9 protein-coding genes are annotated in these 15659 nt (G+C 71.2%); 8 read left to right on the forward strand and 1 reads right to left on the reverse strand.

The features are described from left to right. Positions 1-44: 44 nt before the first annotated feature. The 8 genes from ACFCXS_RS28155 to fxsT (ACFCXS_RS28190) all read left to right on the forward strand — a co-directional run bounded on the left by ACFCXS_RS28155 (position 45) and on the right by fxsT (ACFCXS_RS28190) (position 14525). Entirely contained in the window at positions 45-803 is a 759-nt protein-coding gene (locus tag ACFCXS_RS28155) for a TIR domain-containing protein (RefSeq protein ID WP_376646137.1), read from the forward strand. Continuing rightward, positions 800-1675, forward strand: coding sequence for a macro domain-containing protein (locus tag ACFCXS_RS28160; protein ID WP_376646138.1), 876 nt, complete (start codon positions 800-802; stop codon positions 1673-1675). The genes ACFCXS_RS28155 and ACFCXS_RS28160 overlap by 4 nt, the downstream gene beginning before the upstream one ends. A 29-nt stretch (positions 1676-1704) precedes the next feature. Beyond that, positions 1705-3003, forward strand: coding sequence for a TIR-like protein FxsC (locus tag ACFCXS_RS28165; protein ID WP_376646139.1), 1299 nt, complete (start codon positions 1705-1707; stop codon positions 3001-3003). After that, positions 2987-6853, forward strand: a complete 3867-nt coding sequence (gene fxsT / locus ACFCXS_RS28170) for an FxSxx-COOH system tetratricopeptide repeat protein (RefSeq protein WP_376646140.1) — start codon at positions 2987-2989, stop codon at positions 6851-6853. The genes ACFCXS_RS28165 and fxsT (ACFCXS_RS28170) overlap by 17 nt, the downstream gene beginning before the upstream one ends. Positions 6854-7093: 240 nt before the next feature. Next, the gene (locus ACFCXS_RS28175; RefSeq protein WP_376646141.1) at positions 7094-7276 is read left to right on the forward strand and encodes a hypothetical protein; all 183 of its coding nucleotides are present in this window, start codon (positions 7094-7096) and stop codon (positions 7274-7276) included. 48 nt (positions 7277-7324) lie between these two features. Next, positions 7325-9472: a radical SAM/SPASM protein FxsB, inactivated metallohydrolase extension form gene (gene fxsB / locus ACFCXS_RS28180; protein WP_376646142.1), complete on the forward strand. Its 2148-nt coding sequence runs from the start codon at positions 7325-7327 to the stop codon at positions 9470-9472. Further along, complete coding sequence (locus tag ACFCXS_RS28185; RefSeq protein WP_376646143.1) at positions 9465-10235, forward strand: aminoglycoside N(3)-acetyltransferase; 771 nt, start codon at positions 9465-9467, stop codon at positions 10233-10235. The genes fxsB and ACFCXS_RS28185 overlap by 8 nt, the downstream gene beginning before the upstream one ends. Before the next feature lie 360 nt (positions 10236-10595). After that, positions 10596-14525 (forward strand): FxSxx-COOH system tetratricopeptide repeat protein, encoded by a 3930-nt coding sequence (gene fxsT / locus ACFCXS_RS28190; protein WP_376646144.1) that lies wholly within the window; start codon positions 10596-10598, stop codon positions 14523-14525. Here fxsT (ACFCXS_RS28190) and ACFCXS_RS28195 read toward each other — a convergent pair. Beyond that, the gene (locus ACFCXS_RS28195; RefSeq protein ID WP_376646145.1) at positions 14495-15475 is read right to left on the reverse strand and encodes an alpha/beta fold hydrolase; all 981 of its coding nucleotides are present in this window, start codon (positions 15473-15475) and stop codon (positions 14495-14497) included. The two genes, fxsT (ACFCXS_RS28190) and ACFCXS_RS28195, sit on opposite strands and share 31 nt — an antisense overlap. Positions 15476-15659 lie beyond the last annotated feature (184 nt).

Below are 15659 nucleotides of genomic sequence, written 5' to 3' on the forward strand. Positions count from 1 at the left end.
CTGGGGGTGACATCTTCGGGCGGGGTGTGATGCGGGGGCGTCATATGAAGATCTTTCTGAGCTGGTCCGGACTGCCGTCACGGACCTGCGCCGAACGGCTCGCCTCGTGGCTGCGCTACTTCAGCGACGAGATCGAGCCGTTCGTCTCTTCGGAGAGCATCAGGAAGGGCGCGCGCGGCCTGGACGAGATAAAGAGGCAGCTCGACGAGAGTTCCTTCGGGATCGCCTGCGTCACCCGGGCGAACCTCGGCGCCCCCTGGATCACCTTCGAGTCGGGCGCCCTGTCCAAAGAGGTCGACGAGCGCAAGGGCCAGCTCGTGCCTTTCCTGCTGGAGGGCAGTCACGACGACCTGGAGGCGGCGAGCAGTCCGCTGCGCCAGTTCCAGTCGACACGGGCGCACGACGAGGAAGACGTGCTGAACATGGTCAGGACCATCAACACCGTCCTGCGTGAGTCGGCCAACCGGTTCCCCGACAACACCCGGGTCGACAGCCTCTTCCGCAAGGTGTGGCCCGAGTTGCGCGATGCCCTCGCCGCGATCGACCTCACGGCGGACACCGCCGAGCAGGCACCGCCGCACCGCTCCGCCGAGGAGATCCTGGAGGACCTCACCTCGCTCATGCGGGAGCAGATCAGCAGGATCACCGATCTGGAACAGACCGTGGAGGCGCTGCGCGAGGAACAGACCAGACTGCCCCGGAAAAGATCCAGATTCACCGGTGTCTACGAGGAGACGCCCACGCCCCACACCCTGTACGTCCCGCCGCCGGTCACGAACACGAACACCGAGGGGCCGGCATGAGCCGGACGGTCGGACACCGGGCACGGACCCTCTTCGGCACCCGGCTCGGCCTGTCCACCGCGGGCCGCGCCTGCGCCGTCCAGTTCACCCTCCTGTCCGGGCTCGTCCAGATGTACCTGGCCTTCTGGCCCGACAGCTCGCTGCCACGCGTCCCGGCGTTCCTCGCCGTCGTCGGCATCGCACTGGTGGGTGGCGTCCTGCGCTCCTGGCCGCGGACGCGGGTGAGCCACGAGTTCCAGCACCCGGAATTCGAGGTGACCATCAAGGTCGGCGACCTCTTCGAGCAACCGGGCCACCTGGTCATCGGCAGCAACGACGTGTTCGACACCGACACCCGGGACGATCTGCTGATCGTCCACAGCAGTGTGCAGGGCCAGTTCCTGCACCGTCTCTACGCGAGCGAGACCGTCCGGCTCGACGGCGACATCGACACCGCGCTCGCCGGAGTACCACCGGCGCGGGTGGAGGACCGGGCCGCGAAGCGGGCGGGGAAACTCACGCGCTACCCGGTGGGCACGGTCGCCGTCCTCGGTACGCCGCGAAAGCGCTTCTTCCTCAGCGCGTACGGCACGATGCGCAACGACCTGACGGTTGCGTCCGGACCCGACCAGATGTGGAAGAGCCTCGAAGAGCTCTGGCACGTGATGCATCTGCACGCACGCCGCGAGGCGGTGGCCATGCCGGTGATCGGATCGGCCCTGGCCCGCATCGACAGCATGGATCACACGAGTCTCATCAAGCTGATCCTGCTGTCCTTCGTCACGAGATCACGGCGGTCGGTCATCTGCAAAGAGCTGACGATCGTGGTCCATCCGGAGGACTATGTGCGGGTCGACATGCTCGAGTTGGCCATGTTCCTGCGGACCCTGTGACCGCCGGACGTGCGGGGGGAGGCCTTGGTGTGAACCAGGAACCGGAGCGGACCGACCCACACGTTCCGTACTTCTTCCTCAGCTACGCCCACACACCGCCGCGCGCGACCGACGGCCCGGATCCGGACATGTGGGTGCGCCGGCTCTACCAGGACCTGTGCGAACACGTCCTGATGCTGACGGACCTGCCGGAGGGCGAGTCGGCCGGGTTCATGGACCGCGCCATGCGGATCGGTGAGGACTGGAGTTCGCGCCTGTCCGCCGCCCTCGCCACCTGCCGGGTGTTCGTACCGTTGTACTCACCGCGCTACTTCGTCAGCGACCACTGCGGCCGCGAGTGGCGGGCCTTCGCCCTGCGCCAGACGCAGAGCCGGACGGCACAGGACGGCGCCCCACCGGCGATCGTGCCGGCACTGTGGACGCCCGTGCACGCCGAGCGGCTTCCCACGACGGCGAAGAGCCTGCGGCACGACCACGAGCGGTTCGGCCCGCACTACGCCTCCGAGGGCCTGTACTCCCTCATGAAACTGCGCAGATACCGGGCCGAGTACGAACAGGCCGTCCTGCTGCTGGCCCGGTCGATCGTCACCACGGCCCACGAGAATCCGGTGCCCAGGGGCGAACCACTGGACCTGGCGGACCTCCCCAACGCCTTCGGGCCGCCCCCCGTGCTGCGCCGGGTGCGCATCGTGGTGGCCGCGCCCAGCAGCCGCGAACTGCCACCGGGACGTTCGGAGCGCTGCTACGGCCCCTCCCCGGTCGACTGGAACCCCTACCGGGAGAGCGACGCCGACGCAGGCCGGCCGCTCGCGGACTTCGCCGCGGAGCAGGTACGAGGGCTCGACTACCTCACCACGGTCGAACCCCTGGACGAAGCGGCCGGCAGTCTGCTGGCCGAGGCGCATCCATCGGCACCGACGGTGATGCTGCTCGACCGGTGGGCGGTCGCCGACCCCGAACAGCGGGAGCTGCTCACCAGGGTGGACGCGGCAGCTCAGCCGTGGGTCGGGGTCATCGTGGCATGGGACCACTCCGACCCGGACAACGAGTCCTCGGGCGCGGAGCTGAGGTCGGCCCTGGAGAAGACCCTGCCCCGCACGTTGCAGCGAGGCCGCAGCGTCTCCCGGGCCGCGACCGGCGGGGTGCCCTCGCTGTCCGCGTTCGCCGACATCCTCCCGACCGTGATCCAGTGGGCGGCCGCCCAGTTCCTCCGCTACGTGTCACCCGTGTACCCGCCCGCCGGTCCCCCCGTCCCCCGGCCCAGGCTGCGCGGCCCCGCCCCGGAGCCGGGATCCGCCCAGGAGACGCGTGATGACCCCCGGATCTGACGGGCAGATCGTCACCTTCTACTCCCAGAAGGGCGGTACCGGGCGGACGATGGCCGTGGCCAACGTCGCCTGGATCCTGGCTTCCAACGGCTACCACGTGCTGGCCGCCGACTGGGACGTGGAGGCGCCGGGCCTGCACCGCTACTTCCACCCGTTCCTCGACACCGCGACCTCGGCCGCCACCACCGGCGTGCTCAACCTGTTCTCGGGATACGTCACGGAGTGGCGCACGAAACCGCACACCGAGTCCGCGGCGGACCTGAGACGGCGTCTCGCCCGGGTCCTGCCGCACGCGGTCTCCGTCGACTGGACGTTCCCCGACGGCGGAAGCCTGGACTACATGCCCGCGGGGCGGCAGGACGGCGAGTACCTGACGCACCTCATGGACTTCAGCTGGCGGGAGTTCGCCGAACGGTTCGGTGGCACACGGTTCCTCGAGGCGCTGCGCCACGACATGAAGAGCCACTACGACTTCACCCTCATCGACAGCCGCTGCGGCGTCAGCGACCTGGTCGGACTGTGCACCATCGACCTGCCGGACATCCTGGTCAACTGCTTCACCCTGAGCTCGCAGAGCATAGAGGGCGCGGCACGCATGGCCCGGTCCATACTCCAGGACGTCCATCCGCGCCCCCTGCGCATACTGCCCGTCGCGATGCGGGTCGCCGACGACCGTGACGAGCGTCTGGCGGCCGCCCGTGAGCTCGTCCGCATGAGCTTCCAGCAACTGCCGGCCGCCTCCCGCACCGGCGTGGAGGTCCCGCACCGGTCGGACTACGCCTACGAGGAGACGCTGGCCGCGTTCGGTGACCGGCCGGGCGAACCGGACAGTCTGCTCGCCGCCTTCGAGTCGCTGACGGAGCTGATCACCGAAGGCCGCGTACGACGTCTGCCACCCCTGGACGACGAACTGCGCCGACGCCATCTCGTCTCCTACGTCCGGCCGTTGTCGCCGATGGCCACCCCGCTGCGACTCTGGTACGCGCCCCAGGACAGGATGTGGGCCGACTGGGTCGGCTGGCTCCTGGCCGGCTCCGGCTTCGAGGTGATCACCTCCGGCGGCGGCGAACCGGGCCCCTGGGGCGGCGCCCCTCGCACCCTGGCCCTGCTGTCGTCGTCCTTCCTGCGCTCGCCGCAGTCCCGGACCCTGTGGGAGAGCATGGGCGGGACCGGTTCCGGCCCTTCCGGGAAGCTGATCCCGCTGCGGATCGAACCCGTCGCGCTCACACCCCCGTTCAGCGACTACGAAGCGGTCGACCTGACCTCACTCGACGAGCCCGGTACCGCCGAAGCCCTGCTGCGCGGAGTAGGACTGTCCGGGGAGGCGGCTGAACGCGCCCTGGGACCGGCCCGTCCGCGGTTCCCGCGCCGGACGCCTCACCTGTGGGAGGCACCGGCGCGCAACCCGTTCTTCGTGGGCCGCAACCGGCTGCTGGACCAGCTCGCCGCCACCCTGGAGGTCAGCAGGCAGCAGGCAGTCATACTCCCTCACGACGGCCTGGCCGCCACCGGGCGCACCCAGCTGGCCGTGGAGTACGCCCACCGCTTCCAGGCGGCGTACGACCTGGTGTGGTGGATCCGTGCGCACAGCCGCGAATCGGTCCTGCTGTCGCTGGCACAGCTGGCGGAGCGCATGGGCCTGCGCAACGGCGACGACGTTCCCACAGCAGCGCGCCGGGCGCTCGACGCACTGGACTCGGGATCGCCGGGCTGGCGCTGGCTCCTGGTGTACGACAACGCGGCAGCCCGGCCGGCCCTGTCGGAGCTGCTGCCCGCCGGCCCCCAGGGGCATGTGCTGGTGACCTCCCGGGACCGCACGTGGAGCGAGAGCATGCACCCCGTGTGGGTCGGCGGGTTCACCCGGGAACAGAGCATCGAACTCTTGCGGCGGAGGGCTCCGTCGCTCTCCGCCGCGGACGCGGACCGGATCGCGGCCACCGCGAGCGACCTCCCGCTGGCCGTCGCCCAGGCCGGAGCCTGGCTCGCGCAGTTCCCGTCGGCGCAGGACTACCTGCACCGGCTGACCGCCCTGAGCGCCGCCCGGGCCGCGGAGGGCGCGGACGAGTCCGCCGCCCCGGCGATCGCCGCCGGCACCGCAGTGGCCCTCGGCGCACTCGCCGAGCGCGCTCCCGCGGCGCTGCGCCTGCTCGCCCTGTGCAGTGTGCTCGCACCGCAGCCGCTGCCGCTGGCCCTGGTCCACACCGACACCGCGCTGCGCCTGCTGCGCCCGCACGACGACGCCCTGCACGAGCCGATGCTGGTCGACCGAGAGGTGCGGGAACTCAGCCGGCTGGGCCTGGCCGAGGTCGACCGGGCCGGGCACACGCTGAAGGTGCACCGTCTCGTGCAGCGCCTGGTGACGGCTTCCCTGCCCGCCGACGAGCTCGACGAGGTCCGCCACGAGGCGCACCGGCTCCTCACGGCCGCCGCGCCCCGGCGCGACGACCCCGCCGCGGAGGCGGACGACCTGGCGTTCGAGAGGCTGTGGCCCCACTTCGACCACGCCGGCGCGGACATGTGCCCCGCCGGCGACACCCGCGTCGTGCTGCTGGAGAGGGTGCGCCGCACCGCGCAGCACGGCATGCCCGCCCGGGCCCTCGAACTGGGCCGTCGGCTGGACCGCAGTTGGACGGCCGTCGACGGGGGAGACGACGACCAGCACGTGCTGCAGCTGCGTAACCATCAGGCGACCGCGCTGCGGAGCCTGGGAGCCCATGACGAGGCGTACGGCCTGGACGCCCGCACCCTGGCCCGGCAGCGCGAGCTCCTGCCGCCCGGCCACGCCCACACCCTGATCACCGCGGCCGGCCTGGCCGAGGACCTGAGAGCGCTCGGGCGGTTCGGCGAGGCGCTGGAGCTGGCGCGTGAGGTGTACACCGGGTTCCACGACCTGTTCGGCGAGGAGCACCCGCAGACACTGACCGCGGCCGAGGCGCTCGCCCGGTCGTTCCGCCTGGTGGGGAACTACTCGGCCGCGCGGGAGCGGAGCCTGGCCACCTGGCAACGACAGTGCCGCGTGCTCGGGGACGGACATCCCGCGGCGCTGGCATCGGCCCTGGGCCACGCGCGGGACCTGCGCGAACTGGGCGACTACGCCGGCTCCGTGCGCGTGCTGCGCCCCGCCCTGGAGAGCCTTCGCCGCCAGAACACCCACGGCGCGCTGCGCGCGACCGTCAGCCTGTCGGTCTCCCTGCGCCGCATCGGAGAACGTCACGAGGCCGACGAACTCGCCGCGCACGCCGAGGCGGGCTACACGACGGAACGGGAACGGGACGATCCCGACTGGCTGGTGTGCGGCGTCAACCTGGCGGCCCTGACCGCCGGCGCGGGCGACCTGGCCGCCGCGCGCACCGTGATCAGCCGCCTTCAGCACGGTGTCGCCCAGCTGCGCGGCCCGGAACACCCGGACAACGCGGTCTGCGACCACAACCTCGCGGCGTGGCTGCGCACCGCCGGAGAGACAGATGAGGCCCTGGCCGCGGCCACCCGGACCGTCCGGTCCTTCGGCAGGTGCCTCGGCGACGCCCACCCGTACACCTTGTTCGGAAGACTGACCATGGCCAACGTCCTGGGCGACATGGAACAGTTCGCACCGGCGGAGAGCATGGCACGGGCCTGTGCCCAGGACCTGCGCACCTGCCTCGGCGAGGGGCACCCGGACACCCTGATCGCCGACCTGTCCCTGGCGGTCACCCTGCGCTCGATGGGCCGCGCCCCCGAGGCCGGCCGGTTGCGGGACCGGGCGGTGAGCGCGTTCGACAAGCGACTCGGCTCCGGGCACCCCTGGACGGCCGCGGGCCGCGGCTGGCAGCGCGTCGACCGTGATCTGGAATTCCTGCTGCCCGCCTGAAGTGCCCGGCCCCGGCCCGCCGTTCGGCGCCCTGGTGAACGCCCGGCGCATCGGTGACGAGAAATCACCGCTGCCGCGCGGTGCATTGCGGTACGCATTGCCCACCTCGCGCAGGGGCTGCGAAGATGGCAGAGGCATGCTTGGCGGAACGTCTACGCACACCGTGTCCACTCCAGCCCCGGACTCTCGCCGTCCCCGGTGTGTGGGAGGCGGCCCTGAACCAAGGTGAAGCCGACGCAGATGAAGAATCCGGTCACGAAACCCGCAGACAAGCCCCCTACGGGAGCCCCGGTCTCCGAGAGAACCCCGCTCGCGGAGATCCGCACGCACGGGATCGAGGTCACCACGGTCGTGAGGCGAGTGACTCCGGCTCTGGGAGAGGACGGGACCAGGACGACCACCACCTTCAACTCCGCCGTCTAGCCGGTCGCCCGGTGCGGACACGCGGCGCGGCCGGCGAGGTGTGAGGACGTGGCCATACGTGAGCTCGTCCTGAAGGTCCACAGCAGGTGCGACCTGGCGTGCGACCACTGCTATGTCTATCGGCACGCGGACCAGAGCTGGCGGAGGATGCCGCCGCTGATCTCCGAGGGCACGCTCCGCCAGGTGGCCCGCCGGCTCTCCGAGTACGTCCGTGAGGAGCGGCTTGCGCAGCTCGCGGTCATCCTGCACGGCGGCGAGCCCCTGCTGGCGGGTCCGGCCCGGTTGCGGTCGATCTGTGCGGAGCTCACCCGGGCGCTGGCACCGTGGACAAGCCTCGACCTGCACATCCACACCAACGGTGTCCGGCTGAACCGCGCGCACCTGGAGGTCTTCAGGGAGTTCGACGTCAAGGTGGGTCTCTCCCTGGACGGCGACCGGGCCGCGAACGACCGGCACCGGCTCGACCACCGGGGCCGCAGCAGCTACGAACGGGTACTGCGTGGCTTGGAGTTGCTGCGACTGCCCGAGTACCGGCACCTGTTCCAGGGGCTGTTGTGCACCGTCGACCTGGCCGGCGACCCGGTCCTCGTGCACGACGCGCTGATCGGCCTGGACCCTCCGCGGATCGACTACCTCCTGCCCCACGCCACCTGGGACACACCACCGCCTCCCGGCCGCCCGGGAGCGTCCACGCCCTACGCCGACTGGCTGCTCAGGGTCTTCGACCGGTGGGAGGAGCAGGGGCGCCCGGTGCCCGTGCGGACCTTCGACTCGATCCTCAGCACGCTGCGCGGTGGCCCCGCACTCACCGAGGCGCTGGGAGCCGCCGACGACGGCATCGCGGTCGTCGACACGGACGGCACCCTCACCCGGTCCGACTCGCTCAAGATCGCTTATGACGGCGCAGCCGCCACCGGATTCGACGTATTCCGGCACGGCTTCAGGGAATTCACCGAACGCACGGAGGCCCCCGCCCGCCACGGAGGGATCAGTGAGACCTGCCGGCGGTGCCCCGTCCTCGCCGCATGCGGCGGAGGACTGGCCGCACATCGCTACAGCACCGGACGGGGCTTCGACAACCCGTCGGTGTACTGCACGGACCTGCGCGCCCTGATCGAGGGCATCGCCGAACGGATCACGGAGCGCACGCTGGCCCCGGCCGTGACGAGCGTGGCCGAACTCGAGCGGGCCCGGCTACGGCTGGACCGCGCGTTGCTCGCGGGTGTGAACGCCAAGCTCACCGGCCGTGCCGGCTGGGACGAGGCCTGGAGCCTCTTGGTCCGACTGGACTCCGACGAAACCACGGCCCCGCACCTCGACGCGGTCGTCTCCCATCCCTATCTCAGGCCCTCCCTGATTCGCTCCTGGGACGTCACGGCGGATCTGCCGCGCTTCATGGCGGTGGCCGTGGCCGCAGCGCTGCGCGCCGGTGTCGAGGCGACCTTGTGCTGGGAGCAGCCGAGCCCCTTGATCCACCTCCCGACCCTGGGCACCGTTCGGCTGTCCCGGCCGGGGCAGGTCGAATTCCACGTCGGCGACGGCGACTTCCGCGTAGGCGATGGTGAACCCCCGGCGGGGACCGGCGACTGCCCGCCCGTCCTGCGCAGCTGGCGGCCGTTGGCCTCGCTGCCTCTCGGTCACGGCCCGCGGCTGGTGATCGACGACGCCGACCCGGGCCGGGACTGCTTCGCCGCGGTCGTCACCCCTCTGCTCGCTCCCGGCGCCCTGGAGGCGTTCCGCACCCGGCTGCGGAACGCGTACGGCCTTCTGGACCGGCGTGAGCCCGGTTGGTGGCGGAGCGTCAACGCGCCCGCCACGACGACGATCACCCCGCTCACCGCCGGCGCCGGACTGCGTCTGGGCGCCTGTGGCAGCGGCGCGCTGGGGGTGGCGATCGACATCGAGCCGGAGGAGTTCGTCCGCGAGCTGCCCCGCCTCGGCCGCAAGGGGAGGCTCGCCGCGCTGCGCGAGGTCCTCGACCTGCACCTGCCGGGCAGCCCGGCGGGGCCACTCCTCGATCTGGCCAGCGAGTACGTCGGCAGAGCCGCCCGTCCGTCGCCGGAAGCCGGTGCCGCGCGCGCCCTGGCGGACCGCGCCCTGCGCGAGCTGGCCGGCCTTCCCCCGCGTGAACTCACGGAGAACGGCACCTACGTGGCCGACGAGCTGCGGGCGGAATGGGCGACTCTCCATGACTGACGGCACCCGGCTGGTGCGGTTCCTGCGCGAGTTGGGCGTCCGGCGGGGCGGCGTCCTGCTGGTGCACGCGTCCCTGAGCGGCACCGGCCTGCCGCCCGCCGTGGTACGAGACGCCCTTCTGGCCGCCCTCGGCCCGGCGGGCACGCTCGTCACACCGGCGTTCACCCCTGAGAACTCCGACACCTCCGACCGCCACCGCGCGCTCACGGCGGGGCTGACCGAGCAGCAGAAGCGGGTCTACCGGGCGGGCATGGCGGAGTTCGATCCGGACGTCACCCCGTGCCCGGCGGTCGGCGCACTGGCCGACTGTGTACGGGCCACCCCCGGCGCGGTGCGCAGCACACATCCGCAGACCTCGTTCGCGGCGATCGGCCCCCTGGCCCGCGACCTCCTCACCGGCCACGACCTCGACTGCCATCTGGGGGAACGCTCCCCCTTGGCGCGGCTGTACGACCTCCCCGCGCAGATCCTGCTGTTCCGGGTGGGGTTCGAGGCGTGCAGCGCACTCCACCTCGCCGAGTACCGCATGACACCGCGGCCACCGACGCGGAGATACCGCTGTGTGATCGGCGGCGGAGCGTGGATCTCCTTCGAGGACATCGTGCTCGACGACAGCGACTTCGCCGCGATCGGAGCCCGAATACCGCACGAACTCCTGACCGAAGGCGAATTCGCCGGAAAGGCGGCCACCCTTGTGGAGATGCGGGACACTGTGGACGCCGCGCAGCGTCAGATGTCCGGATACAGGTGGAGAACGGCGTAAAACGAGCCACCCGTCGGACAGGGGGGTGGGGCAGAGTGTTGATTCCGGCCACATGACGCCGTCGGGTGACTTCCCGGGGCTTCAACCGGCAGGGGGACGTGTGGAGATGCGACATCGGATCAGTGCTCACCGCCCCTGTCCCCGCTCGGGCCGCGTCAACCCGCGGTGCCGGGCCGCGGTCGCCGTCTCCGAAGCCGGGCCGTCGTGCGGAATACTCAGGCGGGCGCTCTCCCCGCGGCCCGCGTGCGCACGACCGCGCCGTCCCTCGGAGGCGCGGACGGGTGCCCCCGCCCCGGCCCCGTCCCGGCGAGCCCGCCAACTCCCCGCCCACGTACCAGGGGCCGACAACGGAGGAAAAGCATGATGGCGCGCCGGAGTGGACGTATCATCACGTTCTACTCTTACAAGGGCGGTACGGGCCGCACGATGGCCTTGGCGAACACGGCGTGGATCCTCGCCGCCAACGGTGCCCGTGTGCTGGCCGTCGACTGGGACCTCGAGGCCCCCGGACTGCACCGCTTCTTCCATCCGTTCCTCGACCCCAGCACCCTCGAGGCCACCCCCGGCGTGATCGACATGATCAGCGAGTACTCCTGGGCGGCGGCCGGCGGAAGCCATCGTTCCGGCGCCTGGCACCGGCAGTACGCACACGTCGCCCGCCACGCGGTCTCCCTCGACCCGAAAGCCCTCGGACTGTCGTTCTCCGACGGAGGCTCACTCGACTTCCTGTCCGCCGGTCAGCAGAACCGCGCGTACTCGGCCACCGTCTCCTCCTTCGAATGGGACAACTTCTACGACCGCCTCGGCGGCGGCATCTTCCTGGACGCCCTGCGCGAGGACATGAAGGCGTCGTACGACTACGTCCTCATCGACAGCCGCACCGGTCTGTCGGACAGCGCGGACATCTGCACCATCCAGATGCCCGACGTCCTCGTCGACTGCTTCACGCTCAGCGACCAGGCGCTGGACGGCGGTGCCGCCGTGGCCCGGACCGTCGAGGCCGACTACCGCGACCGGCGCATCAGGGTGCTCCCCGTGCTGATGCGGGTCGACGAGGGCGAGAAGGAGAAGGCCGACGCGGGACGGGCGCTGGCCCGCCTGAAATTCGACGGGCTGCCCAAGGGGAAGGACGGCGAACCGCTGGACCCGGCGCAGCTGAACGAGTACTGGGGCGCCGTCGAGATCCCGTACCGCCCGTACTACGCCTACGAGGAACTGCTCGCGGCCATCGGCGACCAGAGCGGGGTGTCGAGTTCACTGCTGTCCGCCTTCGAGCGGCTCACGGAGGTCATCTCCGACGGAGAGGTGACCAGGCTGCCGCCCATCCCCGAACCGGTGCGCCAGCGTTGTCTGGCCGCCTACACGCGGCGCAGGCCGACGACCCTGGCCGCGGACGTCTCCGTGGTGTACGCGGGTGAGGACCGCATGTGGGCGGAGTGGCTCGAGGGGATCCTCAAGCCGTACTGCTCGCGGGTGACGCTGCACGACGTGGCCATCCGCGTTCCGGAACGCCCGGACCCGGCCACGCGCGCGCTGATCCTGACGTCGGACGCCTTCCTGCAGGCCAGACACGGACGGGCCGCCTGGCGGGCTCTCACCGACTCCGCTCCGGGCCTGCCGGCTCTCCAGGTGACACGGCTGCGGCTGGACCGCGCGCAGATGCCCGGCTCCGACGTGGAGTACACCTCGGTGGACCTCCACCGGGTGGACGAGGCCGAGTGCGTCCAGAGGGTCTTCAAAGCGCTGAACCTGACGACCGATCTCGTCCCCGCCCCTACGGCGGGCCCCCGGTTCCCGGGCAGCTGGCCGAGGATCTTCAGCGCTCCCAGCCGCAACACCCTCTTCACGGGCCGGGCCGCCGTGCTCGATCAGCTGCGCTCGGAGCTCGGCGGGGGCATCTCCGTCGTGCTGCCCCAGCCCCAGACGCTCTTCGGGCTCGGCGGCGTGGGCAAGACCCAGATCGTCCTCGAGTACGTGCACCGCTTCGTCGCCGACTACGACCTGGTGTGGTGGATCTCGGCGGAGCACAAGGACGCCATCATCGCCTCCCTCGCCGAACTCGGGTCGCGGATCGGTGCCTCCGGCGGCGACGACATGGCGCTGGCCAGCGCCGAGGTGGTGCAGATGCTGGCATCGGGTGCGCCGACCACCCGCTGGCTGCTCGTCTTCGACAACGCGGACGACCCCGAGACGCTCAAGCCGTACTTCCCGGCCGGCGGCGGGCACATCCTGGTCACCTCCCGGAACCAGGCGTGGGCACAGCAGGGCACGTCCCTGTCCGTCGACGTGTTCCCGCGCGAGGAGAGCATCGAGCACCTCACCCGGCAGGCCCCCGGACTGACCGCCGACGAGGCGGACCGGGTGGCGGACGCCGTGGGCGACCTGCCGTTGGCCGTCGAACAGGCCGCCGCCTGGCTCGCGGAGACGGCCACGCCCACCGACGAGTACCTGCGGGAACTGACCGAACAGACCACCGCCGTGCTGGGCCTCAACCACCCCAAGGACTACCCGCAGCCGGTGGCCGCCACCTGGAACATCTCCATCGCCCGCCTCAACGAACGGTCACCGGCCTCGGTACGGCTCCTCCAGCTGTGCGCCTTCATGGCGCCGGAACCGATCTCCGTGCGCGTGCTCTACAACAAGGAGATGCTGGACGCCCTGCGCGAGTGGGACCCCTCGCTCCAGGAGAGTCTGCTCCTGGGCCGGGTGATCCGCGAGATCGGGCGTTTCGCCCTGGCCAAGGTCGATCAGAGCAGCGGCAGCATCCAGGTCCACCGGCTGGTCCAGGCCGTGATCCGCTCACAGCTCTCGGAGGCGGAACGGGAGGAGGCGCGGCACGTCGTGCATACCGTGCTCGCCAGCGCCCGGCCCGACGGCGACGAGCCCACCGACGACCCGTCGACCTGGCCGCTCTTCGACTCCATCTGGTCGCACCTGCTGGCCTCGGGCATCCAGGACTGCTCGGAACCCGAACCCCGGCGCCTGCTCATCGACCGGGTGCGGTACCTGTGGAAGCGCGGTGACCTGCCGAGCGCCCGCCAGCTCGCCGAGGACGTGCTGGAGCGCTGGACCGAGCGCCTCGGCGAGAACCACATGCAATGCCTCTACCTGCGCTGTCAGCTCGCCAACGTGCTCCGCTCCCAGGGGCGCTACCAGGAGGCCCGGGAGATCGACGAGGAACTCCTGGAGCGGCAGCGCGAGGTCCTGGGCTCCAACCATCCGCACACCTACATCACCGCCTCCAGCCTGGCGAGCGACCTGGCCGCACTCGGCGAGTACCGGTCGGCCGTCGAACTGGCGGAGGCCGCGCACCGGGGATTCCGCGACATCTTCCACGAGTCGCACCAGCGGACCCTCAGCGCGGCCAACAACCTGGCACTCGCGCTGCGCATGGTCGGCCGCTACGAGGACGCCCGCGCCGTGGACCAGGACGTCTACGACCGCCGCCTGGTCGTTCTCGGCCCCACACATCCCTACACGCTCGGCTCGGCCTCCAGCCTGGGCCGCGACCTGCGGGAGATCGGCCGCTACGACGAGGCCGTGGAGACCCTTTCCGGTGTGTACGAGGACCACAAGCGCATCCTGGGGGAGCACTTCCCCTCCACCCTCAGCTGTGCCAAGTCGCTCGCCGTGTCGCTGCGGAGAGTGGGGCGGGTGGAGGACGCGCTGCGGCTGACGACCGCGACCCTGGCGAGGTACCGCGAGCAGTACGCGTCGCCGAATCCGGACTGGCTGGCCTGCGACCTGAACCTCGCCTCGGACCTGTACGCCGCCGACGAGAAGGAACAGGCCCGGGAGGTCGCCCGTCAAGCGCTGGCCGGGTACATGAAGGTCCCGGGCGAGGCCCATCCCTACACCCAGGGCGCCCTCAACAATCTCGGCATCTTCCACTGGGGCTGCGGAGATCTGGCAGAGGCCGAAGCGGTGTTCCAGCAGGTTCTGCCGCGCTTGCGGGACATGCTGGGCAAGGATCACCCGCACACGCTGATCTCCGGCCTCAACTTCGCCAACGTGCTCGCCGACCAGGGCCGTTTCGAAGAGGCGTACGACCTGGAGAGCAAGGCCGCCTCCGGCCTGAGCGCTGTGCTGGGCCGGCACCACCCCGACGCCCTGACGGCGGTCGCCAACTCGGCACTGACGCTGAGCTCACTGGGCAGGCCCGAGGCGGACCGCCTGCGGGAGGAGAGCCTCGCCGAGCTGGGGCGACTGCTCGGCGGCGAGATCATGACGATGCGGTCCGCACGGCACGGACGACGCCTCTATCGCGACCTGGAACCGCTGGCCGTGTAACGCGACCCGGTGGTCCGCACGTCCTGGAACGGCAGCGCCTCGCACGGGAGCTCCTCGCCCGGCGAGGCGTCGACGAGCGACCATCTCAGCACGTCCGGCAGCACGCGCAGGGCTCCGAAGTGGGCCGCGGACGGCTCGATCACGGACGTGGCCCGCGGGATGCGCTCCGCGAGCCAGGACGAATGGGCCACCGGTGAGAAGGCGTCGCGGGCACCGTGCCACAGCAGGACGGGCACCTGGATACAGGTCGGGTCGAATCCCCAGGGCTCGGTCAGGGCGAACGAGTCGTCGATCCAGCCGTACGGCGAACTGCGCAACGCCTCACAGTAGTTGCGCAGCAACATCGAGCGGACGCCGTTGTCGGAGATGATCTTCCGGTCGTCGTCGGTCATCTCCGCGCGCAGTTCCTCCAGCAGCCGCGCCGGGTCGGAGCGGATGGAGTCGGTGCGGGGGATGAGCCGGGCCTCGAACTCCTCGGGATCGGCGAGCGCCGTGCTGTACTCGTCGATGTTGGAGGGCGCCATCCCGGCGAACCAGTCGAGGCCCTCCGCGTCCCGGGGGGCGAGGGTGACGAGGGCCGCCGCGCGGGTCACCCGGTGCGGCAGCCGGGCCGCGCAGGCCAGGGCGTGCGGGGCGCCGCCGGAGCGGCCGACGACCGCGAAGCGGTCCATGCCCAGGGCGTCGGCCACGGCGGTCACGTCCTGCACGACGTCCACGACACGGCGGCCGGGCTGGCGGTCGGACCCTCCGTAGCCGGGACGGTCGTAGCTGATCAGCAGGACTCCGCGCTGATACAGGTACATGGGGCGTGGCCTGGGGCCGACCCGGCTGCCGGGAGTGCCGTGGAGCAGGAACACGGGCCGCCCCCGCGGGTCCCCGGAGCACTCGACCCGCAGCCGCCTCCCGTCCGCCGTCCGGACGTGGTCCAGCGTCGACGCCAGGTCCCGCACGATGTGTCCCCTCTCCCAACCCACAGACCAGGTCCCAAGCTGCCGGAACTTGACCCACTCGTCCAGCCGACACCATCGCTTTCGGCTCCGTGTCGGACAGGCACAACGAGGGGCGGGCTTGCGTGTCACCGCAGCGTCCGGGCCGCGCCCGGATACACCCGGTTCGCAGGAGGCTTGCCCCGGG

The organism is Streptomyces sp. NPDC056373 (assembly GCF_042262425.1).
In the GTDB taxonomy this organism is placed as follows: domain Bacteria; phylum Actinomycetota; class Actinomycetes; order Streptomycetales; family Streptomycetaceae; genus Streptomyces.

Coding starts and splice junctions, on each gene's coding strand:
- ACFCXS_RS28155 (WP_376646137.1), top strand. CDS start 45: ATGAAGATCTTTCTGAGCTGGTCCGGACTGCCGTCACGGACCTGCGCC.
- ACFCXS_RS28160 (WP_376646138.1), top strand. CDS start 800: ATGAGCCGGACGGTCGGACACCGGGCACGGACCCTCTTCGGCACCCGG.
- fxsT (WP_376646140.1), top strand. CDS start 2,987: ATGACCCCCGGATCTGACGGGCAGATCGTCACCTTCTACTCCCAGAAG.
- ACFCXS_RS28175 (WP_376646141.1), top strand. CDS start 7,094: ATGAAGAATCCGGTCACGAAACCCGCAGACAAGCCCCCTACGGGAGCC.
- ACFCXS_RS28185 (WP_376646143.1), top strand. CDS start 9,465: ATGACTGACGGCACCCGGCTGGTGCGGTTCCTGCGCGAGTTGGGCGTC.
- fxsT (WP_376646144.1), top strand. CDS start 10,596: ATGATGGCGCGCCGGAGTGGACGTATCATCACGTTCTACTCTTACAAG.